The 22,490-nt window shown below is 45.5% G+C and carries 29 protein-coding genes; 20 read left to right on the forward strand and 9 right to left on the reverse strand.

Annotated features, from left to right (window positions below):
- The first annotated feature begins 88 nt into the window (after positions 1 to 88).
- From V2I46_04345 to V2I46_04420, 16 genes are all read left to right on the forward strand, one after another.
- A complete protein-coding gene (locus tag V2I46_04345) occupies positions 89 to 805 on the forward strand; it encodes an aromatic aminobenezylarsenical efflux permease ArsG family transporter (GenBank protein MEE4176719.1) in 717 nt (238 codons plus the stop codon).
- Between the two features lie 50 nt (positions 806 to 855).
- Positions 856 to 2,172, forward strand: coding sequence for a permease (locus tag V2I46_04350; protein MEE4176720.1), 1,317 nt, complete (start codon positions 856 to 858; stop codon positions 2,170 to 2,172).
- A 198-nt stretch (positions 2,173 to 2,370) separates the two neighbouring features.
- Entirely contained in the window at positions 2,371 to 2,808 is a 438-nt protein-coding gene (locus tag V2I46_04355; protein MEE4176721.1) for a rhodanese-like domain-containing protein, read from the forward strand.
- A 346-nt stretch (positions 2,809 to 3,154) separates the two neighbouring features.
- Complete coding sequence (locus tag V2I46_04360) at positions 3,155 to 3,394, forward strand: thioredoxin family protein (protein MEE4176722.1); 240 nt, start codon at positions 3,155 to 3,157, stop codon at positions 3,392 to 3,394.
- A 33-nt stretch (positions 3,395 to 3,427) separates the two neighbouring features.
- The gene (locus V2I46_04365) at positions 3,428 to 3,886 is read left to right on the forward strand and encodes a permease (GenBank protein ID MEE4176723.1); all 459 of its coding nucleotides are present in this window, start codon (positions 3,428 to 3,430) and stop codon (positions 3,884 to 3,886) included.
- The gene (locus V2I46_04370) at positions 3,883 to 4,398 is read left to right on the forward strand and encodes a permease (GenBank protein ID MEE4176724.1); all 516 of its coding nucleotides are present in this window, start codon (positions 3,883 to 3,885) and stop codon (positions 4,396 to 4,398) included. Before V2I46_04365 ends, V2I46_04370 begins: the two co-directional genes overlap by 4 nt.
- A 22-nt stretch (positions 4,399 to 4,420) precedes the next feature.
- Positions 4,421 to 4,888, forward strand: coding sequence for a thioredoxin family protein (locus tag V2I46_04375; protein MEE4176725.1), 468 nt, complete (start codon positions 4,421 to 4,423; stop codon positions 4,886 to 4,888).
- A gap of 222 nt (positions 4,889 to 5,110) precedes the next feature.
- A complete protein-coding gene (locus V2I46_04380) occupies positions 5,111 to 5,467 on the forward strand; it encodes a metalloregulator ArsR/SmtB family transcription factor (GenBank protein MEE4176726.1) in 357 nt (118 codons plus the stop codon).
- A 63-nt stretch (positions 5,468 to 5,530) separates the two neighbouring features.
- Positions 5,531 to 5,926, forward strand: coding sequence for a DUF1573 domain-containing protein (locus V2I46_04385; protein ID MEE4176727.1), 396 nt, complete (start codon positions 5,531 to 5,533; stop codon positions 5,924 to 5,926).
- A 253-nt stretch (positions 5,927 to 6,179) separates the two neighbouring features.
- Entirely contained in the window at positions 6,180 to 6,683 is a 504-nt protein-coding gene (locus V2I46_04390; GenBank protein MEE4176728.1) for a hypothetical protein, read from the forward strand.
- Positions 6,684 to 6,789: 106 nt separating this feature from the next.
- The gene (locus V2I46_04395; GenBank protein MEE4176729.1) at positions 6,790 to 7,113 is read left to right on the forward strand and encodes a hypothetical protein; all 324 of its coding nucleotides are present in this window, start codon (positions 6,790 to 6,792) and stop codon (positions 7,111 to 7,113) included.
- Between the two features lie 315 nt (positions 7,114 to 7,428).
- Positions 7,429 to 7,758 (forward strand): metalloregulator ArsR/SmtB family transcription factor, encoded by a 330-nt coding sequence (locus tag V2I46_04400; GenBank protein MEE4176730.1) that lies wholly within the window; start codon positions 7,429 to 7,431, stop codon positions 7,756 to 7,758.
- 86 nt (positions 7,759 to 7,844) lie between these two features.
- On the forward strand, positions 7,845 to 8,270 hold the full coding sequence (locus V2I46_04405) for an arsenate reductase ArsC (protein ID MEE4176731.1): 426 nt from the start codon (positions 7,845 to 7,847) through the stop codon (positions 8,268 to 8,270).
- Complete coding sequence (gene arsM, locus V2I46_04410) at positions 8,267 to 9,079, forward strand: arsenite methyltransferase (protein MEE4176732.1); 813 nt, start codon at positions 8,267 to 8,269, stop codon at positions 9,077 to 9,079. The genes V2I46_04405 and arsM overlap by 4 nt, the downstream gene beginning before the upstream one ends.
- 18 nt (positions 9,080 to 9,097) lie before the next feature.
- On the forward strand, positions 9,098 to 10,138 hold the full coding sequence (gene arsB, locus V2I46_04415; protein ID MEE4176733.1) for an ACR3 family arsenite efflux transporter: 1,041 nt from the start codon (positions 9,098 to 9,100) through the stop codon (positions 10,136 to 10,138).
- Positions 10,139 to 10,143: 5 nt separating this feature from the next.
- Positions 10,144 to 10,590: a rhodanese-like domain-containing protein gene (locus V2I46_04420; protein ID MEE4176734.1), complete on the forward strand. Its 447-nt coding sequence runs from the start codon at positions 10,144 to 10,146 to the stop codon at positions 10,588 to 10,590.
- A gap of 879 nt (positions 10,591 to 11,469) precedes the next feature.
- On the opposite strand, the gene V2I46_04425 is transcribed toward V2I46_04420, so the two are convergent.
- Genes V2I46_04425 through V2I46_04450 form a run of 6 tightly spaced genes read right to left on the reverse strand, consistent with a single transcriptional unit; the run spans position 11,470 to position 17,288 of the window.
- The gene (locus tag V2I46_04425; protein MEE4176735.1) at positions 11,470 to 12,048 is read right to left on the reverse strand and encodes a rhodanese-like domain-containing protein; all 579 of its coding nucleotides are present in this window, start codon (positions 12,046 to 12,048) and stop codon (positions 11,470 to 11,472) included.
- Positions 12,049 to 12,066: 18 nt separating this feature from the next.
- Complete coding sequence (locus V2I46_04430) at positions 12,067 to 13,284, reverse strand: YeeE/YedE thiosulfate transporter family protein (GenBank protein MEE4176736.1); 1,218 nt, start codon at positions 13,282 to 13,284, stop codon at positions 12,067 to 12,069.
- A gap of 17 nt (positions 13,285 to 13,301) precedes the next feature.
- Positions 13,302 to 13,820 carry a YeeE/YedE thiosulfate transporter family protein gene (locus tag V2I46_04435; protein MEE4176737.1) on the reverse strand — a complete coding sequence of 173 codons (519 nt, stop codon included), beginning with the start codon at positions 13,818 to 13,820 and terminating at the stop codon, positions 13,302 to 13,304.
- 52 nt (positions 13,821 to 13,872) lie between these two features.
- On the reverse strand, positions 13,873 to 14,958 hold the full coding sequence (locus V2I46_04440; protein ID MEE4176738.1) for a rhodanese-like domain-containing protein: 1,086 nt from the start codon (positions 14,956 to 14,958) through the stop codon (positions 13,873 to 13,875).
- Positions 14,959 to 15,009: 51 nt separating this feature from the next.
- On the reverse strand, positions 15,010 to 15,705 hold the full coding sequence (locus V2I46_04445) for a cytochrome b/b6 domain-containing protein (protein ID MEE4176739.1): 696 nt from the start codon (positions 15,703 to 15,705) through the stop codon (positions 15,010 to 15,012).
- 11 nt (positions 15,706 to 15,716) lie between these two features.
- The gene (locus tag V2I46_04450; GenBank protein MEE4176740.1) at positions 15,717 to 17,288 is read right to left on the reverse strand and encodes a tetrathionate reductase family octaheme c-type cytochrome; all 1,572 of its coding nucleotides are present in this window, start codon (positions 17,286 to 17,288) and stop codon (positions 15,717 to 15,719) included.
- A gap of 368 nt (positions 17,289 to 17,656) precedes the next feature.
- Between V2I46_04450 and V2I46_04455 the strand changes: the two genes are divergently transcribed.
- Positions 17,657 to 18,151 (forward strand): response regulator, encoded by a 495-nt coding sequence (locus V2I46_04455; protein MEE4176741.1) that lies wholly within the window; start codon positions 17,657 to 17,659, stop codon positions 18,149 to 18,151.
- A gap of 116 nt (positions 18,152 to 18,267) precedes the next feature.
- Positions 18,268 to 18,738: a hypothetical protein gene (locus V2I46_04460; GenBank protein MEE4176742.1), complete on the forward strand. Its 471-nt coding sequence runs from the start codon at positions 18,268 to 18,270 to the stop codon at positions 18,736 to 18,738.
- Positions 18,739 to 18,873: 135 nt separating this feature from the next.
- Here the strand turns inward: V2I46_04460 and V2I46_04465 are convergent, their stop codons facing one another.
- On the reverse strand, positions 18,874 to 19,410 hold the full coding sequence (locus tag V2I46_04465) for a hypothetical protein (protein ID MEE4176743.1): 537 nt from the start codon (positions 19,408 to 19,410) through the stop codon (positions 18,874 to 18,876).
- A 226-nt stretch (positions 19,411 to 19,636) separates the two neighbouring features.
- Between V2I46_04465 and V2I46_04470 the strand changes: the two genes are divergently transcribed.
- Together V2I46_04470 and V2I46_04475 are read left to right on the forward strand one after the other, a co-directional pair.
- Complete coding sequence (locus tag V2I46_04470) at positions 19,637 to 20,344, forward strand: NAD-dependent deacylase (GenBank protein ID MEE4176744.1); 708 nt, start codon at positions 19,637 to 19,639, stop codon at positions 20,342 to 20,344.
- A gap of 4 nt (positions 20,345 to 20,348) precedes the next feature.
- Positions 20,349 to 20,876 carry an RNA methyltransferase gene (locus tag V2I46_04475; GenBank protein ID MEE4176745.1) on the forward strand — a complete coding sequence of 176 codons (528 nt, stop codon included), beginning with the start codon at positions 20,349 to 20,351 and terminating at the stop codon, positions 20,874 to 20,876.
- On the opposite strand, the gene V2I46_04480 is transcribed toward V2I46_04475, so the two are convergent.
- Both V2I46_04480 and V2I46_04485 read right to left on the reverse strand, forming a co-directional pair.
- A complete protein-coding gene (locus V2I46_04480) occupies positions 20,873 to 21,574 on the reverse strand; it encodes a hypothetical protein (GenBank protein ID MEE4176746.1) in 702 nt (233 codons plus the stop codon). The two genes, V2I46_04475 and V2I46_04480, sit on opposite strands and share 4 nt — an antisense overlap.
- A 93-nt stretch (positions 21,575 to 21,667) precedes the next feature.
- Complete coding sequence (locus V2I46_04485; protein MEE4176747.1) at positions 21,668 to 22,447, reverse strand: outer membrane beta-barrel protein; 780 nt, start codon at positions 22,445 to 22,447, stop codon at positions 21,668 to 21,670.
- Between the last annotated feature and the right edge of the window lie 43 nt (positions 22,448 to 22,490).

A 22,490-nucleotide genomic window follows, 5' to 3' on the forward strand; every position in this document is an offset into this window, starting at 1 on the left:
ACCGAACAGGCTTTCGACCTGGCCTTGTCAAAACCAGAGGTCTTGAAAGACCTCATTGAAAAGGAAGTCAAGACCCTCCTGAATTAAAATGGAATTTCTCAGGCAACTGGCTGCCAGTACCGAACTACCCATAATTTCAGCATTCCTGCTGGGGTTAATGACGGCCGTGAGTCCCTGTCCTCTTGCTACCAATATTTCTGCCATAGGATTTATCAGCAAAGACCTTGAGGATCGCCGAAGGGTATTCCTCAATGGAGTGTATTACACCCTCGGAAGGGCCATCAGCTATTCAGTTCTTGGAGCCGTCCTGATATTTATCCTGAAGCAAGGCGCCAGCACCTACAGGGTTCAAAAGCTGGTCAGCGTTTATGGCGAACGTATCCTCGGCCCCTTGCTCATCCTGATTGGCCTGTTTATGCTGGGGGTTTTTAAGCTGAATTTTTCCTTCCTGGGGAAACTGACCTCTTCCATGGAGAACCGGGCCAAAAAGGGTTCGCCCTGGAGCGCACTTCTGTTGGGGGTGGTGTTTGCCCTGGCTTTTTGTCCATACAGCGGAGTGCTATATTTTGGTGGCCTCATACCGTTGTCCGTTTCATCAAATGCAGGATATTTTCTTCCTGTAGTTTTTGCCATTGCAACAGGTCTCCCGGTAATTATTTTTGCCTATATTCTGGCCTTTAGCGTATCAAAAATGGGCTCGGTTTACAACAAGGTTAAAGCTTTTGAGTTTTGGTTCCGCAAAATTGTAGCTGTGATTTTTTTAATTGTCGGGGCCTATTATTGTTGGATCATTTTTATTAAATAATTTTTTTCAGGTTTCATTTCGCTATTTAGCGAAATACTAAAATAAATACGATGGAAGTTAGAAAAGAGTTTAAAATTCTTTTGGTGATTGTAGTGGTTTTTCTTGGGGTTTTTTTCATGCCCCTTGAAAGTAAGGTGTTTAATACCGCTATCGATGCTACACTTGATCTTTCGCGCTGGTATGCCCGCGAACACGTGATTCTTTGCCTGCTGCCCGCTTTTTTGATCGCCGGGGTCATTTCCGTTTTTGTAAGCCAAGCCTCCGTCATTAAGTACTTTGGTGCAAGGGCTAAGAAATGGGTTGCCTATTCGGTGGCCGCCGTGTCGGGCACCATCCTTGCGGTCTGCTCCTGCACCATCCTGCCCTTGTTTTCCAGCATCCACAAAAGGGGTGCCGGTCTTGGGCCTGCAATTGCATTCCTGTATTCGGGCCCAGCCATCAATATCCTTGCCATCATTCTCACAGCCCGTATTCTGGGCTTTGAAATGGGGGTAGCCAGGGTGATCGGCGCCGTAGTTTTTGCTGTGGTAACCGGCCTCATCATGTCTTTTATTTACCGCAAGGAAGAAAAAGCCCGGGCCGCAGAACAAATGAATTTTCCTGAGATACCCGAAACCCGCCCCTTGTGGCAAACCGCCCTGCATTTCTTTACCCTGGTGGTAATCCTGGTCTTTGCCAACTGGGGAAAACCCTCAGGAGAAACCAGCGGCGCATGGTATTTTATATGGTCAAACAAGTGGTACATCACCGGCATCTTCGGACTTGTGCTGGTGTTCTCCATGATTTATATCCTTAAGATGAAATCCTGGCAGGTGCTGTTGGGCGCTGCCGTTACTGCCCTTAGCGCCTTGTTGATAGGCAATCCGCTGGTGGTGATGGTCGTGGCCATTGCTGCGGTCAGCACCATTGGCCTGATGGATAAGGCCGATCACGGCGAAAACCGCGAGTGGATATTATCGAGCTGGGGATTTACCAAGCAAATTGTGCCTCTGCTGGCCATTGGGGTGGTCATTGCCGGGTTTTTACTGGGCTCCACCCATGATAATGTTTCCATGCCGGGTGTTGTTCCCAACGAATGGGTGGCCTGGCTGGTGGGTGGAAACTCTTTGGCAGCCAACTTCTTCGCTTCCGTAATCGGGGCATTTATGTATTTTGCCACCCTGACCGAAGTACCCATCCTGCAAGGGTTGCTGGCCTCCGGAATGGGGAAAGGTCCTGCCCTTGCCTTATTGCTGGCAGGCCCATCTCTTTCGCTGCCTAATATGCTGGTGATCCGCGGCGTTTTAGGAACCCAAAAAACGCTTGTTTATATTTCCATTGTAGTGGTGCTATCTACCCTTGCAGGTATAATTTTTGGAAGCATATAAATTGTTATTATAGCAAATCTTAAAATCCTGGTAATGAATTTTCTTAAAATGAAATCAGGTCTATGACAAGTAATGAGATTAATAATTGAAAACCTGAATAGGTAAATCCTGATTTTATAACTGAACTGGAATATTTGATAATTACCAAAGCTTTAAGACAACGTACTTTAAGAAACAAACTTTTAAAAAACACAAATAGTGAAAACAACAGACAAACCTGCCCTTCAGGAATTTCATATTGAAGGAGTAAAGCATATTACCCCTTCGCTGGTTTTTGAAGCTTTGAAGAACAATGAAGCGGTGCTAATTGATGTTCGTGAGGAAGATGAAGTGAGCCTTGAGAGGATTCCCCTTGACAATGTTTTGTATCACCCTCTATCGGTAATTCTTGACAGGATACCTTACATTTCCAAAGATCAGCAAATTATTTTAGGATGTTCGGCCGGAGTCAGGAGTGTCAAAGTAGCCAATTTGCTTAACATTCAGGGATTTCCGAATGTGGCCAATCTGGATGGTGGTTTTGCCACCTGGAAAACAATGGGGCTTCCAATAGAAAGCGTTTTGTCATTAGGAGGAAATTGTGGATGTGGTTGTAATCCCTCTCCAACCGGAAGTAAAGGAGGTTCTTGTTGTTAAGAAACCTAATTTTGGCTGGAGTTTTGCTTCTGGGTCCACTTCCTTGACAGGCATTACAATTAACTTCGGAAAAGCATCCCATCAGACTATACGAAGGTGCTATTTTAAGTATTTACCGTGAAGTCATATCAAATCTTTACAACAAACTCAAAAACTGAAGAAAGCAAGGCATGGTTAACTGATTATCCGAGAGAGAAGGTAAAAAGGAGAAGCCATTACATTCCCTGATGTGGCAGAGCTGAGAGAACTTTACCGAAAAGGACACCTGTGGGAAAAAGTGACCAAACAAATGAAGGCATCCGGGAAGCTGGAGCCGAAAGATAAATAACTTTTAAACCTTTTTATTATGAACATAAAAGTTCTTGGTCCGGGTTGTCCCAATTGTGTGCGCCTGGAAAATCTTTGCAAAGAGTTAGTGGATGAACTTGGGCTTAACGCTCAGGTTGAAAAGATTACCGATATTAATGAGTATGGAAAATACGGAGTCATGTTAACTCCCGGACTTGTGGTTAACGGCAAGGTGCTTTTACAAGGTAAACTGCCCACCAAAGCCACTCTATCAAATTGGCTTAAAAACGAGGAATAAATAATTATACAAGGGTAGTCTTTGAAAGCCTTAATGATCTTTTCAGCATTCGCCATTGCCGTTTCATCTTTGGCAAATTGGCAGAAAACCCGTGAAGGTTTATCTCGTGGGATTAAAATGTTTGTCAAGCTGCTTCCGGCATTGGTGTTGGTTTTAGTTTTGGTTAGCCTTGTGCTCTTTCTGCTGCCAGACGAATTGATCATTAAATACCTGGGTGAAGGATCCGGAATGAAAGGCTGGCTGATAGCCGCATTTTTTGGCTCTGTTGCCATGATACCCGGCTTTATTGCTTATCCCCTTGCCGGGATGCTTGTTAAAAGTGGAGTTGCTTATGGAACCATTGCTGTTTTTATCACAACTCTTATGATGGTAGGTATTGTAACACTGCCCATAGAGGCTGAATTCTTTGGTTGGAGAACGAGTCTTATCCGGAATGGACTGAGCCTGATTGCTGCAATTTTTATAGGTTTCATAATGGCCTTAATTTTATGAAATTACTTACAAAATATTCCTTTGCAATTTTGTTTCTGGCATTTATCGGATTGTCATATTGGTTTGATTTTTCGGTCGGTGAACAGATCGGGCTGAATTTCTGGACATTTTTCAAAGAGATGATTGTGTTCCTGCCAATGATGTTTATTCTGATAGGCCTTTTTGATGTCTGGGTGCCCAAGGAGCGTATCGAAAAACATATTGGTGAATCCTCGGGCTGGAAGGGAACCGGCCTTGTCATTTTACTTGCAGGTCTGCAGGCTGGACCACTTTATGGCGCCTTTCCCTTTGCTTATATCCTTTGGATTAAAGGTTGCAGTATTCGCAACATTTTTATCTATTTAGGCGCCTTCGCAACAATAAAAATTCCCATGATCGCTTTCGAAATAGGTTTTCTTGGGCTGAAGTTTTCTTTACTTCGTACCCTCATTACTTTGCCGGTCTTTATTCTTTTAGGTTATCTAATGGAATGGCATTTGCAAGACAAAAACTTTGAAGTTAAACACCCCTAAGTATTAATGTAAATTTTACAGTATGAAGAATCTAAAATTAGGCGGTACCGGTTTTTTTGCCTTTTTTGTTTTTATGGTCGCATTAGGCTGCACTGGGAACACCGGGTCAAACCAGGCAAATGTCATTGAAAACGAAACCTTGGCTATGGCTGAGCCGGCGGCTGAGAATGTGGCAACAGAAGCATTGGAAGCAAAACAGGAAAAAAAATATAAGGTTACTTTTATTGAGCTTGGTTCAGTACGCTGCATTCCTTGCCAGAAAATGGTGCCTATCATGAAGTCCATTGAAGAAAACTACGGTGACCAGGTCAAGGTTATTTTCTATGATGTCTGGACCCCTGAAGGTCAACCTTTTGGACAGAAATACGGTATTAATTTAATCCCAACCCAGGTTTTTCTTGATGAAAACGGGGAAGAGTATTTCAGGCATGAGGGGTTTTTCCCCGAAGAAGAGCTTGTTAAGGTGCTGAAAATGAAAGGGGTTATTTAATTGCCCCTGAGTTTTTAATTAAAGTTGGTTTAAATCGCGTTGAAAATCAACCTGAACGATTGTGGTTCTGAAAAGTGTCCGCCAGTGGATGGGAAAATAAGTTTTTGTGGATTTTTATCAGGGGTAGATGCGCAAAAAAAAGTGATTTTTTTAAAATAAGTGAATAATTTTTTGCTGTAAATAAAATTATGTCGTAAGTTTGCGACATAGAAAACATTGACATTGAATAAATCTACAAAATTTGATGTAAGCCTCCAGGAGCTTGCACTTTTTGCCAGGGCTATTTCGCATCCTGCAAGGCTTGCTATTTTGAAATACCTCGCTGAAACAAAAACGTGCATTTCAGGCGATATTTCAGAATATTTACCCCTGAGTCGTACCACTGTTTCACAACATCTTTATGAGTTAAAGAAATTGGGGTTGATTCACGGAGAAATTGATGGCCTGAAAGTCAATTATTGTTTGTGTTCTGGTTCCATTCAAGCATACCTCGAAAAATTCGAGGCTTTTTTCACTCCAATCAAAGGTGTTGATATTGAATGCCCGCCTAATTTGAATGAGAAAGAAAAACTTAAATAAATTTCGATTTTTTTGAATTGCTGTTCTGAATAACTCTTTGTTAATCTCTAAACTGTTTTTATTATGAAAAAAGCACTCTTTTTATTCTCATTTCTGGGTTTTATGTGCATTGGCCTTTTTGCCCAGAATAATCCTGTTGCCAAGGCTGATTCCATTATTTTTAAGAGTTTGGTTCACGATTATGGAACCATTGAACAGGGTGGCGATGGAACCTGTGAATTCAGTTTCACCAACACTGGAAAAGAGCCCATTGTGCTTTCCGGTGTACGTGCATCCTGCGGCTGTACTGTTCCTGAATGGTCAAAAGAACCGGTTCTGCCAGGCCAAACCAGCGTCATCAAGGTGAAATACGACACCAGGAGGCTGGGCGCAATCAACAAATCCATCGTTGTGAACTCCAATGCCATCAATTCCCCAGTGATTTTAAAGATCACCGGGAATATTGTTGCGAAACAATAAATTATTGATTTCCGAAATTACTTTTTTCAGTATTTGGAAAGCTATCCACCGGCTTTTTGCCCATGATTTTAGTGGCTGAGGGCCGGTGGAACGCAATAATCCCAAAAACGACTTTGCCCGTTTTGTGTTTAATGTCTTTAATCAAATGAGAAGCGGTTGTCCCGGCAAAATAAAAGGGCAACCTTAAAAACTATTTAAAAAATGAATTGTTATTAGTATATTTATATAACAAAGCACCTAAAGAAAATTCAAAATGAAAAAAAGCAATATTTTTATTACAGCCCTGGCTTTGTTTTTTGCAGTATCCTGCAGCGGCCCTGAAAAAAAGGAGGCTGAGCAATCCTCCGATGGAATTGTCCAGGAACAAACCCAACAAGCTGCAGAGGACCCGCAAGAGGAGGCCCTTACCGATTTGCCGGAACAGGCATCAAGTCAGTCGTCTGCTGGGCAAAATGAAGCACCGCCCTTGCTGAACCCTCCCCACGGACAGCCTTATCACCGCTGTGATATTCCTGTTGGAAGTCCTTTGCCAGCCGGTTCACCTCAAGAATCAACCACCACGGCGGCTGCAACTCCTGCATCTGCCCCGGTTGACAGGTCAATGATTCCCACCGTTGAAAATGCCAATCGAATGGGTGCTTCGGCGGGCAGCCAGGCCACTGCTGCAACAGGAACGCCGCCACGGCTTAATCCTCCGCACGGACAACCGTTCCACCGTTGCGATATTCCGGTTGGAAGCCCACTACCAGTCAATTAAGGTTTTTTGTATTTTTGCCCCGAGGTTTATTGGCAAGCCAGCGATTGGTGCGCTGGCTGCATTAAAACTTGTATTCCGGGTTTAATTGAAAGAATAACAATCAGTTATGGATAATCATTCAACAATAACAGGTGCTTTTCGTGTTTCTGAGCAGGCCGCCGAAAAGTTCAAGGAAATCATTGAGTCGATGGAAGAACGCCCTGCAGGGGTCAGGATTTACAATGCTTCGGGCTGCTGCGGCGCTTCGGTGCAGATGGAGTTGGCTGAAGGCTTGCGCCCCGGCGAAATGGAGGTGGATGTGGAAGGGGTACCCTTTTTTGTGGCAACCGATTTTCTGCCCGAACTCAGCCCCGTGACCATTGATTTTACTGATGGTGGTTTTCGCCTCCTGGGCTTCAAGAAAAGTGAAGGCTGCTGCGGCGGGCATTAAAAAACCTCAACATTTTCCCTGATTTTCGTTGAATTTCCTCTAAAAATCAGACTGTTAAGCTTATTTCAACACTTTGTTTGAAATAAGCTTTTGTTTGTATTAAAAACTCCACCCTCTGTTCTACCATGGTCGTACCATGCTCATGTAATGGTCGTGCCTGCTTCTTGTTTGCTTCGTCCTCACACGACCGTGGTAGGTCTTTGTTCCTATTCTGAGCCGTAATTGAGCATATTTTTTCAAAAATTTATGACGTAAAATTACGTTACTTGAAAAATGTGACGTATTTTTGCGTCATCCTGATAAAGCCTTGAAAGAATGAATAGCGACAAACGTGTTTTATTTGATGAAGAGCTGCAAAAACATGCGGCATTGTTCAAAGCCCTGGGGCATCCTGCACGACTGGCCATCCTGCAGTATCTGGCGCAGATGAAGACCTGCATGACGGGTAACATTGCCGAAGAGCTGCCTTTAAGCCGGACGACAGTGAACCAGCATCTGAAGGAACTCCGCGATGCCGGCCTGATCAAAGGAACAGTAGAGGGGGCCAGGAAGAATTATTGCCTTGACGCCCGGGCCATTGAAATGCTGAAACAGGTCGCAAATGATTTCTTTTCAAAAATCGACATCAGAAAAACCTACTGTTGATGTCTCAAAATCCAACGTATTATTCTCTATCTCAAACTTAACCTTAACCTTAACCTTAACCTTAACCTCAACCTTATTAGATGTCTTTGAAAATCCTGATTCTTTGTACCGGAAATTCCTGCCGAAGCCAGATGGCCCACGGATTCCTGAGCTCCTTCGATGATCGCCTGGTGGTGCGTTCAGCAGGGACTGAAGCTTCCGGAAAATTGAACGAAAAGGCCGTTGCGGCCATGAAAGAAATTGGCATTGATATCAGCCACCACACCTCCGACTCTGTGGATGAATACCTTGGCGAGGAATGGGATTATGTGGTGACCGTTTGTGGCGGGGCCAATGAAAACTGCCCTGCATTCCTGGGCAAGGTGAAACACCGCCTGCACATTGGTTTTGACGATCCTTCGCACGCCACCGGAACCGAAGCATTTATCTCTGGCGAGTTTATCCGGGTGAGGGAAGAGATAAGGGAGGGTTTTTATAAATTGTACACGGAAGAAATTTTACCGCATTTATGAAAGAAAACGAGCTAAAAAGGATTGTGAAGGAAAAATATGGCCAGATTGTCCTTCTTAACGAATCGGGAAATGGATCTGGCTGCTGTGGTCCGGCTTCGTCCTGCTGCGGGGGTGCTGACAACTCCGATTTTAGCGAAAGCTATGAAGGGAAGGAGGGCTATCTGCCTGATGCCGACCTGAACCTGGGCTGTGGCATACCCACTGAATTCGCTGGGATTAAAGCAGGGCATCATGTGCTTGACCTGGGCAGCGGAGCGGGTAACGATTGCTTTGTGGCCCGCGCCCTGGTTGGCGAGAACGGGCAGGTGACAGGGATTGACTTTACGGATGAAATGGTGGAGAAAGCCACGCGCAATGCCACAAGACTGGGGTATCCCAATGTCCGTTTCCTGAAAGGCGATATTGAGGCTATGCCACTTGCTGATGAAAGCTTTGATGTGGTGCTTTCCAATTGCGTGCTGAACCTGGTGCCCGATAAGCGAAAGGCGTTTTCGGAAATTCAGAGGGTATTGAAACCCGGGGGACGATTCTGTATCTCGGATGTGGTGCTGAAAGGAGTACTACCCCCTCAGCTTCAGCAGGATGCGGAAATGTATGCGGGTTGTGTTTCAGGTGCCCTTCAGAAAGAGGAATATCTGTCTGTTATTCACGATCAGGGGTTCGCTGAAGTAATCGTTCACAAAGAAAAATGCATTACCCTGTCTGATGACTTACTTGTTAGTTATCTTGATGAAAAGGAGATGCTTGCATTCAAAAATGGGGAATCGGGCATTTTCAGCATGACCGTCAGTGGCGTAAAGAAGCAGTAATTAAAAGGTTTAATATTTATGGAACAGAAAAGGAAGATCAGCTTTTTTGATAAATACCTTTCAGTATGGGTAGCCCTTTGCATCGGGCTTGGGATTTTGATTGGCCACTGGGCTGGTGATAGCATTCAAGTCATCAGCAGTCTTGAAATTTCCCGTGTGAATATTCCTGTGGCCATCCTAATCTGGCTGATGATCTACCCCATGATGCTGCAGGTTGATTTTTCGAGCATTAAAAAAGTGGGCCGTAAACCCAAAGGGGTGATCCTGACCTTGGTGATTAACTGGTTGATAAAACCTTTCAGCATGGCTTTCTTTGCCTGGCTGTTCTTTTCGAAATTATACCAGGCCTGGATTACACCCGAGATGGCGGGGGAGTACATTGCAGGTGCCATCATCCTGGGAGCAGCGCCCTGTACTGCCATGGTGTTTGTCTGGTCGTACCTGACCGATGGCGACCCCAATTATACGCTGGTGCAGGTCTCGGTCAATGATCTGATCATCCTGGTTGCCTTTGTTCCCATTGTGGGCCTGCTGCTTGGCATTACCAACGTATCGGTTCCTTACGATACCTTGTTTGCCAGCGTGGTGATCTTTGTGGTGGTGCCCCTGGCGGCGGGCTATATCACCAACCGTTACCTGATCAGAAAGCACGGGGAGGATTGGTTTAAGCAGGTGTTCCTGCCTAAATTGAAGCCTGTATCCATCCTTGCCCTGCTGGTGACCCTGATACTATTGTTTGCCTTCCAGGGGACCAACATTACCAGCAACCCGCTGATTATTTTATTGGCTGCCATGCCCCTGGTCATCCAAACGTATTTTATTTTTTTTCTGGCCTGGTTCATTGGAAAGAATATCAGACTGCCTTTTAATGTATGTGCTCCGGCTGCCATGATCGGGGCGAGCAATTTCTTTGAGTTGGCCGTGGCGGTAGCCATTGCCCTGTTTGGACTGGAATCACCGGCCGCCCTTGTGACCGTGGTTGGGGTGCTGGTGGAGGTGCCGGTCATGTTATCGCTCGTATGGTTTGCCAATCGCTCCAGAGGGCAATTTGTAAAGTAAAGCCAATGAAAGATCTTTTTGAACACCGGGGATTCTGGTCAGGTGACGTGAAAAATGTCACCCCCCGAGAAGCCTTTGACCTTTGCCAACAAGGGGCGGTAATGCTGGATGTAAGGGCCGATGAGCTGGTAGCCTTTAAGTGTTTTGGGGTTAGCAATTGGCTGAATATCTGGGAGAAGGAGCTTTCTGACCGCCTAGGTGAACTGTCGAAGGATTTGTATTACATTCTTGCCGACTCGGTGGGGATTCACAGCAAGGAAGCTTATCATCTGTTGCGGTCAGTGGGTTTTGAAAGGATAGTCCACCTGGCAGGTGGTTTGGTTGAATGGGAGCGTGACGGGCTGCCTGTATTGGAAGATGTCAGGGAGCGCTTGTCGGGTTCCTGTACCTGCCAGTTGCGCAAGCGCGAAAGAAAAGGAAAGATCGGTAAGCAAAAAACAGGAAGGACATAAAACAGTAGTGGGAACAACTCTGTTCGAATTGTTCCCACTCACTTCGGAAAACTTGCGTTTTCTTCTGTGCCAGACTACAGTTATTCTGACCGGCGCGTAAAGTTCAGTCCGAAGACTTTCTCTTTAACGGCCCCTGGTTTTCCGGCTACACCAGCTAAGGCATAACCTTCAAACTTTCCGCTGGAAGTACCCGAAAGCACTTCTTCCTGGATGAAGTGTCGTTTTTCTGAGGACCTTTGAGGGGCTTTCTGTCATGTGCTTAAACAGTTTCTGTCCTTTCCTTTCGGTCCGGCTGCCAACTGTAAAAGTCATTAACAGTATCCTGTCTCAGGGCAAATCCTTTTGGCCCGGGGGCCTCTGGGATTTCAGCATCTCATCCTTTGCCGAAGCTTTGGATCGATTTGCTGCCTCCGACTCAACCTTTTAAAGAACGCTGGGCGATCTTTGCGTGATTGACCTTGCCTTTCGTTGCACGCCTCGCGGCGTGGTATCAGGGCAGGAACTTCGGCTCCTCAAACTGGCAAACCTTTCGGTTTGTTCGATCCGGTCTGACGCTCACCTAAGAACGTCATCCTTCTCCCGGTTTTTTGGAGCGGCCTTTTATCGCTCGCCTGGTTCAACAAATATACAACCCTTAATCAACGCAAAGCAAGTTTTTTGGCTTCTTTTAATGAACTTGTTATCAACCATTTTTATTAACAAATGTTCATAACTCCACAAGCCGCTTTGGATAAATGTTTAAGGCCAGGGAATTGCCGTATGGAGGGGGTTATTAACAAAATTTCTGGCAAGGTTATTAACAGCCTGATCGTGAAATACAAGAAAAAACCCGGCAGAAAAGCCGGGTTGGTATGAATTGTTTTTCCAGCAACAAGGGAATTAACACCCTGCCCTCATCCAGGCTGGTCTGGTAATCTCTTCGGAGCCCGGGCTGGTTTGCATAAAGCGCAGGTAATCGAAGCGTGCCTTCTCATCTTTGAAGAAGGCATGAGCAGGATCGAAGTGGTCGATGGCGTATTTTCGGGCCATTTCAAAAGATCCGCCAAGAACCATCGCTTCCTTCACTCCGCGGGCAAGCAAGAGCATCCTGGCTTTTTGGGCTGTGGCCTCTTCCCCGGCATAGAGCACAGGTGTCTTTTTCCCGGCTTTCCTGATCTTACGGATGTTTTTCTTCTTCAGAAGCTTTTCGAAGGGGATGTTCACTGCCCCGGGAATCTGGTCCTCAGCAAAAGCCTGCTCGTCGCGCAGGTCAATGAATAAGAAGTCCGATGCCTGGCCATCTGAGATGGCGTCGTGAAGCTGGGCGTAATTCATAAAATATTCCTGTCCATCAAATTTTTCCATTACCTGCCGGTTGTTGAGCTTGTAGTTGCTGGAAAAAATAAAGTTTGCAGCGAGCCCGGCCAGCAGGATGGCAAAAAACAGGAATGCACCGTTATTTAAAGTTTTATTGCTCATATTTATTTCTTTTTTGATTTAACAACCGCCAGCGCCACCAACGATCTCTACCGTCTGGATTACAGGCTGTGACCTCTCAGGGTTTTTTTCAATGGCATTGCCTTCCTTAAAATAATCCCTGGCTTCCAGCACAAAGCGCTGGTAAAAGTTTTCTTCGCAATTGAGCGAGCGCTCATCCCTGATCGGGGTGTTGAACACATAATCGAAGAGATTGTTAAGCCCGCCCTGAAGGATATAAATATGCTCGGTTCCCGCCCGTTTTGCGGCCGACCAGGCCAGTTCAGCAGCGCTGTTTCCGAATCCGTAAAACACCAGCTGAGACTCATTTTCCTTGAAGAATTTTCTCCAGGTTCTTTCAAACAGGCTGTTGAGGGGGATGTTGACGGCCCCTGGGAGTGCATATTGCTGGAAGTCTTCTGGTTCGCGCACATCAATCAGGATCATCGATTTGTCCTGGGTCATGATGCGGAAGGAGACCTCCTGTGGGGTGACAAAAAGCTCAGGATCATGCATTTCGGCCAGGAGTTGGCTGGGCGATAATTCGCGAATCGTGCTGTGACGTTCGCTGGGCAACACCAAATAAATGACAGCCAGCAGGAACAACAGGAAGGCCGGAAGCACGTATGAAGGCCTTTGTTTTTTGATATCGGGCTCAACCTTGTTGACACGGTCTTCAATGATCTGCGTAAAAACGAAAGCCAGCAAGGCTATCACTGTAAAGATAAAGGCAAAAAGGTTTCTCGATAAGCCCAGCGATTCGTAGGCAAAAACATTGCCCAGGAACTTACCTGTATATATAGGTTCAAACGTATCGTAAAAATGCCCGAAAAAGAAAACACCGATCATGGCTCCCAGGATAAAGAGCATGGCATCGATTTTGCCGATGACGGCAGCTACAACGCTAGTCCCCGGACAATAGCCCCCCAGAATAAACCCCACGCCCATAATGGCGCCACCCATGAGTGCAGACCAAAGGTAAAGTGGATTGATATAAAGCAGGCTCATATCGATAAATCCGAGATAACCCAGAAAAAGCAAGCCAATCATGGCTGTGATACCAGCAGTGAAGAATACACGCAGCACAACAAAGTCGTATCCGAAAAAAACGCCTGCCAGTTTGCGTGAAGAGGAAAACCCGGCTGATTCAAGGACAAAGCCGAAACCAATGCCCAGGACAAGGGCAAAGAAAAGGTTAAGTTGAGGATTTATCAGTCCTTCAGGAATAAAAGGTGCCATAGTCAGGGGTTTTTAGGTTATATCCATAATTTTCTGAAAAACCAGGCTACCATATAGCCTGTTCCGAAAATGGCCAACATGGTAAGTATCCCACCACTTGACAGGACTGCCATGCCGCTGAGGGCAGCCCCGCTGGTGCAACCGCGTCCAAACTGTGCCCCCAAGCCAAAGAGCGCACCGCCCAGGATGGCAAAAACGGCTCGGGTGGCCGGTTTGATGCGAGGGCCTCTTTCCATTTTAAAGCCCAGACGATGTCCTGCCGCCCCACTCACCAGCCCACCGATGATGACCCCCAGGGAGAGGAACACCAGCCAGGATAGCAAGGGGTTCTCTCCTGAGGTGAAGAAATCGGCATAAAAGGGAGATTGGGCAGCATATTCAGGGGCTGTAGTCATTACGGTGGCTATGACCACACTTTTCATGGTCCCGCTGGCTCCCAGACCACGCCCTGTTATGACGTATGCAGCCAGCAATACCAATCCCAGCAGGAAACCTGCCAGGTAGGAGTTCATATAGCTTTTGGGTTTCTTTTCCATATCTTCAGGAATTTGAAAAGGTTCTCATTCTTGGTGTTTCCCTGTGACGTTTTTAGCAACCCCCCTGAACGACGGTGGTCTCTATTTGTTGAACAGGGGTTGCCATCTCAGAACTTATTTGCTTGAGGACATCTGTTGCCAGGGGGAAATTCTTGATGTGAATTTCTGAGAATGATCTTCCTGCAGGTTGAGTCAGATTCATGGTTTGATGAATAAAGCCATTGGCGCCATATTCAAGGCTGCGGAAATCGTATCCCATAACTGAAAGAAAAGCATTGGCATAGGAGGCATTCTGCCCTGTGAAGCAATAAACCACCAGGGGACGATCAGTGGGCAAGGTGAGGATGTCAGCCTCCCTGTGAAATGCTTTTTTGGGGTCATACTGGATGGCGCCCGGCAGGTGCCCCTGATCGTATAATGCCTTTGGCCAGTAATTAATCACATAATAGTCCTCGGTTTGCATCAGGATATCCATGTAGTCGACAATCACATCTTCCCAGTTCACTTCCAAAGCTTTTTGTGCACGTTCTCTGAGAATCTCATAACCGTTGGTTTTGTTTGTGTTGAGTGAGGGGAGCTCGCCAGGCTCATTCTTGGGATGAGGGGCAGTTTCCAGATTGCCGATCATATCATCGGAAATGTTGGCAAGCCAGTGACGGCGTGCAATGTTTTCATTCCAGGCACTCATCCCAAACCGCAGGTTATAAGTGTTGTCGTAGCCCAGCATGCGCAGGATGGCGGTGACGTAGCCCGATAAATGGGCGTTGTTACAGACGATGGCGATCTTTTCAAAACTGGCAGGCTCGATCTGGTTCTCAAAGTAATCGAGGATGTCTTCGGGCAGGACATTTACGGCATTCTCAATGTGGCCGCGGTTGAAATCGCTGGCAGAACGCACATCGATGACCAGGTAATTTGAGCCTTTCAGTTTTTCATAGATTTCCTGGGCATCAATAAAGAACGGGATGGAAGGATGATTTACAACATCTCCGTTTTCCTCGAGGTATTGCAGCAAAAGGGCAGTTTCTTCGCTGCTTCCGGTTTGTCCTTCCTGGGTTGAGGAGCCTGAGCAGGCTACCATTGCTGAAGCCAGGAACAGGATAAGCCCGGCCTTCTTGATGTATGCTAAATGTGCCATAAAGGTTAGTTTTTGATATATGAACGCTTGTTGCTTTTAAAATAAGAGATTTTAGATTTTCTCCGGATCATCCGGTTCATCTAGCTTTTTTCCTACCGGATCTTTTACCGTTTTGGATTCGGGGATCTCACCCTCCTCAGCTTCCATTTCTTCCCAACCAGTTAACATAGCCTTGAGGTTGGAGGTAATGGTATGGCCTGTGGTGATAAGGTACAGGTGGACGATCACGAAGGCTACCAGGAAAAAGGCCCCTAAGGTATGAGCCAGGGCGACCTTTTCAAGGCTTTCGATTCCGAGTGAAACCACCTCCCCATCTTTAACATAACGGAAATACATATAGGCAAGTCCAGTGATGATCATTACTGGAAAAATCAGAATTTTTAGCGAAAGATAAACCAGGCGCTGCAAGGGGTTGAGTTTGCTTAGGATGGTTTTGCGGGTGGGGTGGGGGGCATTGCGGAAGATGCCAAAGATATAATATTCGGCCTGGGCCCTCAGGTTTTTAGTGGTAGGAAGGTATTGCCGCCATTCACCCGAGGTAAAATGCCAGAAGATGGTGAAAATGGTGAGGATGATAAAGGCCCATGCGGCATTGTTGTGCAGGGTGACAGCCGTTTCAAAGCCAAAAAGATGTAATGATCCGTGGATCTCAAAGCCAGTCAGGGCAAGAAATAACACCAGAAAAGCCTGTGTCCAGTGCCAGAATCTTTCGTACGCCTTGTAAATGTATACTTTTTCAGTTGCCATCGTGTAAGTTCTTAGTGGGATTGTTTCTGTTTTTTGCTAAAGATAACTCTAATGGTGGCGTGGGCAATCACGCCCAGCAGGGAAAGTATGATCAGTAGTATACCAAACAGGTCCAGGGTGGCATTATAGGTTTGCGAGGGGATGTAGGCGTCTTCCACCAACTGCATCCTTCCATCGTTGCGGGTGTGACAGTCCTGGCACTGCAGGGCCTGCTCCTTGGGAGATACCATATGGTTGACCGGGAGGTACATCTCGGTGGTTATGAAACCGTACTGCCCGCTGTATGGGCGGTTGAGGTATTTCATCCCTTCAATAATTGCCCTTTCCCAGTCAAGATCTACCCAGAGTGCGCCTTCGCCTGCCTTTGGGGCCCAGAGTTTGGCCTGAAGGATGGAAAGGTTGACCTTATCATAGGGTTGGCGGCCGCGGTGCACTTTTGCAGGAATGATTTTTGATTCGGGATCATCGTGAGAACCCAGGAGCGTATTGATCTTCACCGCGGCTTTTGTGGTGTCAATTTTGTCGGATAATAGGTGGTGGTCGGCCGTTCCATTAAACCAGAAGTATTCGGGGATGACATTGGTTTCCCAGGTGAAGTCGCCCTTAATGGAGGTATAGGTGGCGTTACCCAGACTGTCAAGCAATTCAAAGGCCTTCCCTTCAAGCCTCTGGCCGGCGGTCGACCAGTCCCAGGTCATCTTGGTGGCATTCACCTTGGCATAAATGGGGATGTGGCAGGTTTGGCAGGCCACCTTTGCCCCGTGGGTGTTCAGGGTGTGGTTAATGTGGGGCGTAGTGGTATGGCAATCTTCACAGAGGACCCGGTTTCTGTTTTCAGATGACACGGCATAATACTTGCCTTTCATTTTATGGTTCTCGGCCGTGTGGCAGTCGATGCAATTCATGTTTCCACCGTCTAAACCCATATGAACATCCACTTCGCGGGGTGCAGTGAGCAAGGCCAATTCCAGGTCCCCGTGTTTAACATTGTTTCCTCCCCCTCCCACGAAGTGGCAGTATCCACAGTTTCTGGAGGTAGGTCTCCCCACGCTTTGAGCAATGGCTGCAAAATCCTGCCCGGGGGTGGGATAACCTGCTCCTCCGCTTAATTTCTCATAGGTGCCGGTATTGTCGTGGCAGACGAGGCAGTCAATATTGTAGGGGTTTTCAAAATCGAAGGTATTGTCGGCATATCCATAGCCCGCGTGACATTTGTTGCAAGTTCCCTCGTTAGAGAAAATTCCGGTGCAGAAGTTGTTCAGTAGGGTCTTTTTCCCCAGGTAAGTCACGCCCCTTCCGGGTGTGAGCTCTTCGCGTTCCCAGGTGAAGTGTGGACTATTGAGCAATTCTTCGCCACGTTCGGTATGACAGGAGAGGCAAGCCGCTGTGATTTCGTGGGGGTTGGTGAATTCTTGTTGCAAAACCGCATGTTTGCTGTGGTCAACCGACGGAATATGCGGAACTGAATATTCAGCCTGCAATTCCTCTAAAAGTTTGTTTTCCTGAGAGGCTTGGCGAAGAACCACCGTGATGATAAGCAGGGGGACGATGACTGCAAGGATAAATGTGATTATGTTTTTCATCTCAAAAGAATTTGGGACTAATTGCTGGGATAAAGGAAGTTTTTCTTTTTTGAAGTGCACCTTTAAAGCATACAAATATATGTATATAAACCCGAAACTGGAAGGAGCATAAGTGATTTTTAGTTTTTATGAAACAGGATGTTGAACCCTGTAATTCAATGCAATGATACATAATTTTTAATAAGAATAAATAAAAATTTCCAAAAGAAACAGAAATTTGCCATGAGAATTTATTTGAAAAGTCTCCCCTTGGTATAGAGAAGGTTTTCTGTAAAAGAAAATCAAATGGGACCAGGGTCGTTTTTTAGGATGGAATAAAAAAATATCGTAAATTCGAAAAGGCAACTGTATTCTCAAATCTAAACACCATGTCGAGGCCAGACCATACTTGTATTTTTGTGGTGGAGGATGACCTGATGTATTCAAGGGCTATTTTACATTTATTAGAGTCGCGTAATCTTTTGAATGTAAGGTTGTTTTCGAATGGTGAAGAGTGCCTTGAGCACCTGCATCTGGATCCTGATGTGGTTTTATTGGATTATTGGCTTGGCGATGGCAAGAAAAACGGGATGGAGATCATGGAAGTCTTCCGGAGGAAATCGCCCCGGACAAAGGTCATTTTTCTCACAGCCATGGATAACCTCAAAATCGCCCAGCAAACGATGGCCATGGGAGCATATGACTATGTTGTGAAAAGCGAGAGCGCCATGGAGCGTGTCAAAAATTTATTGCGCCGTATTGTGTTCGAGAAGCAAATCCAGGATGAAAACCGCACCCTTCGCAGAAGCCGGAAACTGATCCTTATCTTTTTTTTACTGCTTTTTTTTGCCCTTGCTGGCTTTTTTCTGATTAAATTTACCTGAGATCCAGCAAATTTATTTTTTAGTGTAAAAAAAAATACGTTCCGTATAATGTATTTAATATTTTTTGTATCTTTATCGGTCTTTTTCAAAAATTATTAACTTTTAAAATCCATTCAATGAAAAGCTTTAATTCTTCTGCCATTTTAATCAAAATGGCTTTCTCTTTCATTTTTGTTTTGGCAGCCAGCAGTGCATTCTCACAAAAGGCCTTGCAGCCTTTAGATGACTGGACCATTCAGGTATTAAATCAATTGAGAATCTATGAAGATCAGCTGGACCTTTCCAATCAGTCGCACGAAATCGTTACAGGCCAGCTTGATGATGATGGCACCGAGTGGGTCAATATTGAGATTCCCAGTGGCAATACCTATCGCATCCTGGGGGTTTGTGACAATGATTGCTTCGACCTTGACCTGGAATTATATACCACGGATAATACCCTGCTAAGCCAGGATGTTGAAACGGATGACTATCCATTGGTTTCGGTAACGCCCTCCCAGCAAACTGTTTATCGTGTGAAAGTGGTTATGGCCAATTGTTCCACAGGGCCTTGTCGCTATGGACTTGGTGTTTATAAAAGCGAATAAGTTTTTTCGCATAATTTTGGTATTCAGAACATAAAAGCCGGATGGAAAGATTTCCGTCCGGCTTTAATGTTTTTCAGCGGTGGGAACCACCACCGCTGAAGACTTGATCTCTTCCATTGATAAACTTTGAAAATCTTACAAAGGGCTAGCTGTCATCCTGACATCAAATTCAAAATAAACTTTGAAATTAACCGGGACTTCATTAATATCGCCCACAATTTTTAATGAAAGTTTGTGCGGTGGATTTTTGATGAGATCTGAAAGTTTCTTCGTGCCTTCTTCATTTGTTGGAAGGACGGTGGGGTTGTTCAACAATGGTGAAAGGACCACATTCTGCAGGGTTGAAATGTTTTTAGAGTCAGAGCCGTCTGCCTTAGCAACATTCAGGGAAATATTATTGTATTGCTGGGTTTCGGACCCCTCATGATAGGTAAGCCAGTATCTGACCTCCAAAATTTCGATTTTCTTGATTTTTGAACCATAATCCTTGATCAGGGAGTTCTTAAGTGGCATGTCAATAACTTCACTTTCCTGAAAGGACAAGTCATCTGAGGTGACTGGGAATTCATGCTCGAAGGTGAACGTTTTTTTAACATCCAGCCAATCTTCGCATGCAGTGAGGGAAAACAGGGAGGCAAAAACAATCAGAAACAAAATACCTGGTGTTTTCATAATTGTTGTTGTTTTATGAATTGCCTATAAATTTATAAAAAAATCCTTTAAAAGGAAAGAAATGACTGTTAATTTTGTGTTTATTAAACTTCATAAGATGGGTTTGGTTTATAATTTTTTTCATTAACCAGGGTTGAAAAATCAGTTAAAAGCAATGCACAGGCACAAAATTTGAGCATTTTTATAGCTTAGGTTAAATTATTTGGGCTTTAAATTAATTGGGGGTATGGAAAAGAGACGACTTGTTGTATTAAGTGGTTCAGGGATCAGTGCCGAGAGTGGCATTAAAACTTTCCGCGAAAGCGGCGGGCTCTGGGAGGAATATGACATTTCAGAGGTGGCTACCCCTGGGGCCTGGGATCGCAATATGGAGCTGGTGCTGGAGTTTTATAATCAAAGGCGTAAGCAACTGCTGGAGGTAAAACCCAATGCGGCTCATTATGCCCTGGCTGAACTGGAGCAGTATTTTGAGGTGGATATCATTACCCAGAATGTGGATGACTTGCACGAAAGAGCTGGTTCAGGCCGGGTGATGCACCTGCACGGAGAGCTCAGGAAAGTGCGCAGCACGGCTGACCCTGATCTGATCCATACGCTGGATGGCTGGGAGCTGAAGAAAGGTGACCTGTGTGAATTGGGTTCCCAGTTAAGGCCTCACATTGTTTGGTTTGGCGAACCCGTACCTTTGATTCCTTTAGCGGCCGAACTGGTTTCTTGTGCTGATCTTTTCCTCATCGTAGGGACTTCTTTGAATGTGTATCCGGCTGCCGGGCTGGTTGGTTATGTTAAACGGGGCGTCCCCATTTACCTGATCGATCCCGGTGAAGTATCGGTAAGCCATATTCCAAACTTGGTCTTCCTGCGGGAAAGAGCCACCAGCGGGATGGAGAGGCTGAAAAAGATATTGCTTGAAAAGCAAACCAAAAGGAATTAAGCTGATGCGCAAACTTTCAATGGACGAGCTGGGCCGGAAAACGGCAGAAGAATTTCGACAATCGTCAAAGTTTTCCATGATGCTGGTGCTTGATAATGTCCGCAGCATGATGAATACCGGGTCCTTGTTCAGGACAGCCGATGCTTTTCTGCTCGAAGGAATCTTTTTGTGTGGAATAACGGCCACCCCGCCTCACCGGGAAATACAAAAGACAGCTCTGGGGGCAACGGAATCTGTCCGTTGGGCCTATTACGACGAAACCACCGGGGCTATTCTGGAACTGAAAAAGAAAGGCTATAAGGTTTATGCCCTTGAGCAGGCTGTGGGTAGTGTGAACCTAAAGGATTTTAAGCCTGAACCTGGCCAGCCGTATGCGCTGGTGTTCGGAAATGAAGTGAAAGGGGTAGATGAAAAAGTGCTGGCTCTGTGCGATGGCTGCCTGGAAATACCCCAGTTCGGGACCAAACATTCGCTGAATGTGGCCGTGACGGCAGGAATCGTTATTTGGGACTTTTTCTCAAAATTGAGCTAGGCGCCTTCCTTTTTCTGTTGGTCGTGGTCGGCCTGGAACTTAAATCCCATGCGTTTGCCGGTGCGGATCTTCATGTTAAAGGAATTCTCCATCATGTCGGACACGGTGGTTTCTTTAATCATGTCATAAGGAGGCACCAAAAGATCGAAGTCGATGCTGTAACGCATGGCCGCCTCAATGATGTCGCGCATGGCTTGTTCATTGATGGCTTCGTGCATGAACTGATTGTAATAAAACTTGTTCTGGTGTTTCCCTTCGACCAGGAAAAATCTCTCCTTGTTGATAAAAATTCTGGCCACAAGGTAACCTATGTCGTTCATGCGGTTGTAGCGGAAGGAATCGGCAAGGAAGTTGTAAATATTGATGACACCGGAATAGGAGCGTTGGGAATCTTCCAGGATATAAGGGGTTTTCATGACTTCATGCACTCGGGAAAACTCAAAGACGTTGGTATGCATATTAAAAATAAGCGTATCGCCCGAGAACCTTAGTTCGAATTCAAATCCCCCTTTATCACGAAACTCGATGTTAAACGGAAGTCCCTCCTTGTTTAACCTTTTGTCGGTCTCGATTCGAATTTGATCAGCAACCTTTTTGAACTCCTGAAAAACCTCATAAGTATTTTGGTAGACAAGCCTTTTTAACTGTGACTTGGCTTTCAGTTTATCATAAATGGAACCATTTTTGTTATCCGTCATGGGCGTTTTTTTATTTGCAGAAATCATTTCCCCAAAAGTAAAAAAATATGGAGAAACCCATTAAGTAAACAAAAGAAAATAGAAAAGAACCCTCTATTCAAAAAGGAAGGATATCATGATTACCTTTGAATTGAGCCGGTCAATGGAGTTATAAAACATGGGGTTTGATTCTCCCGGGAAAATGAGGTTGCGCATGCCAAAAGATGCCTTTATTTCTGTTGAAAATTTGAAGTAATAGAAATAATGGTCAAGGCCTATGCCCAACTCGTAATGAAAATCGTTTTTTGCACTGCGGGCAAAGATCACCCCTTCATCACCTTCATCCTTGTACTGATTGGAGGATAAATCAGTGGTGAACTTCATGCCCCCAAGCACATAAGCCCTGGAATTGTTAATTCTGACGGATTTGTATTTCAGGTGCAGGGGGAATTCAATGGTTGTGGCCTCAAACTTTTGTCTGATTGTTCTAATTTCAGCCACAGAAGATGAGGCATTTTGGTATTCATAAACAATATTCCGGTCGCCAAAGGCAAGAGTGGGAACAAACCGAAGGTCGAACAACGGAGAAATCTTCAGATTGGATACGATGCCGATGTGAAAGCCCAGGTCGGGTTCAGGGGTGACAGTATACAGGGGGCCATAAGTGCCGTCATCGATGTGGCCAGTGTTAAGCTCATAGAGTGATTCGACCGGTTTCAGTGCAAAACCCATTTGGTTAAACCCCAGTGAAAACCCGAAGTTGTAAGGTTTGTAGTCATAATGCCCCAGGTTTTCCTGGGCAAAGGCTTTCCGCTGGGCTGATAAGGTGAGGGTGCCCGGCCATAAGAAAAGAGTAAGAAGCAATGCAACTGCAAAAAGGTTCCTGTATTTCACGCCTTATTAAATATGTTGTAGTTTAATATGAAACGAAAAAGCG

The organism is Bacteroides sp. (assembly GCA_036351255.1).
Taxonomy (GTDB): domain Bacteria; phylum Bacteroidota; class Bacteroidia; order Bacteroidales; family UBA7960; genus UBA7960.

Bases quoted from the DNA above. Each gene is read 5' to 3' on its own strand.
- V2I46_04345 (MEE4176719.1), top strand. From the start codon at position 89: ATGGAATTTCTCAGGCAACTGGCTGCCAGTACCGAACTACCCATAATT.
- V2I46_04350 (MEE4176720.1), top strand. From the start codon at position 856: ATGGAAGTTAGAAAAGAGTTTAAAATTCTTTTGGTGATTGTAGTGGTT.
- V2I46_04360 (MEE4176722.1), top strand. From the start codon at position 3,155: ATGAACATAAAAGTTCTTGGTCCGGGTTGTCCCAATTGTGTGCGCCTG.
- V2I46_04365 (MEE4176723.1), top strand. From the start codon at position 3,428: ATGATCTTTTCAGCATTCGCCATTGCCGTTTCATCTTTGGCAAATTGG.
- V2I46_04370 (MEE4176724.1), top strand. From the start codon at position 3,883: ATGAAATTACTTACAAAATATTCCTTTGCAATTTTGTTTCTGGCATTT.
- V2I46_04375 (MEE4176725.1), top strand. From the start codon at position 4,421: ATGAAGAATCTAAAATTAGGCGGTACCGGTTTTTTTGCCTTTTTTGTT.
- V2I46_04385 (MEE4176727.1), top strand. From the start codon at position 5,531: ATGAAAAAAGCACTCTTTTTATTCTCATTTCTGGGTTTTATGTGCATT.
- V2I46_04390 (MEE4176728.1), top strand. From the start codon at position 6,180: ATGAAAAAAAGCAATATTTTTATTACAGCCCTGGCTTTGTTTTTTGCA.
- V2I46_04395 (MEE4176729.1), top strand. From the start codon at position 6,790: ATGGATAATCATTCAACAATAACAGGTGCTTTTCGTGTTTCTGAGCAG.
- V2I46_04400 (MEE4176730.1), top strand. From the start codon at position 7,429: ATGAATAGCGACAAACGTGTTTTATTTGATGAAGAGCTGCAAAAACAT.
- arsM (MEE4176732.1), top strand. From the start codon at position 8,267: ATGAAAGAAAACGAGCTAAAAAGGATTGTGAAGGAAAAATATGGCCAG.
- arsB (MEE4176733.1), top strand. From the start codon at position 9,098: ATGGAACAGAAAAGGAAGATCAGCTTTTTTGATAAATACCTTTCAGTA.
- V2I46_04420 (MEE4176734.1), top strand. From the start codon at position 10,144: ATGAAAGATCTTTTTGAACACCGGGGATTCTGGTCAGGTGACGTGAAA.
- V2I46_04425 (MEE4176735.1), bottom strand. From the start codon at position 12,048: ATGAGCAATAAAACTTTAAATAACGGTGCATTCCTGTTTTTTGCCATC.
- V2I46_04430 (MEE4176736.1), bottom strand. From the start codon at position 13,284: ATGGCACCTTTTATTCCTGAAGGACTGATAAATCCTCAACTTAACCTT.
- V2I46_04435 (MEE4176737.1), bottom strand. From the start codon at position 13,820: ATGGAAAAGAAACCCAAAAGCTATATGAACTCCTACCTGGCAGGTTTC.
- V2I46_04440 (MEE4176738.1), bottom strand. From the start codon at position 14,958: ATGGCACATTTAGCATACATCAAGAAGGCCGGGCTTATCCTGTTCCTG.
- V2I46_04445 (MEE4176739.1), bottom strand. From the start codon at position 15,705: ATGGCAACTGAAAAAGTATACATTTACAAGGCGTACGAAAGATTCTGG.
- V2I46_04450 (MEE4176740.1), bottom strand. From the start codon at position 17,288: ATGAAAAACATAATCACATTTATCCTTGCAGTCATCGTCCCCCTGCTT.
- V2I46_04455 (MEE4176741.1), top strand. From the start codon at position 17,657: ATGTCGAGGCCAGACCATACTTGTATTTTTGTGGTGGAGGATGACCTG.
- V2I46_04460 (MEE4176742.1), top strand. From the start codon at position 18,268: ATGAAAAGCTTTAATTCTTCTGCCATTTTAATCAAAATGGCTTTCTCT.
- V2I46_04465 (MEE4176743.1), bottom strand. From the start codon at position 19,410: ATGAAAACACCAGGTATTTTGTTTCTGATTGTTTTTGCCTCCCTGTTT.
- V2I46_04470 (MEE4176744.1), top strand. From the start codon at position 19,637: ATGGAAAAGAGACGACTTGTTGTATTAAGTGGTTCAGGGATCAGTGCC.
- V2I46_04475 (MEE4176745.1), top strand. From the start codon at position 20,349: ATGCGCAAACTTTCAATGGACGAGCTGGGCCGGAAAACGGCAGAAGAA.
- V2I46_04480 (MEE4176746.1), bottom strand. From the start codon at position 21,574: ATGACGGATAACAAAAATGGTTCCATTTATGATAAACTGAAAGCCAAG.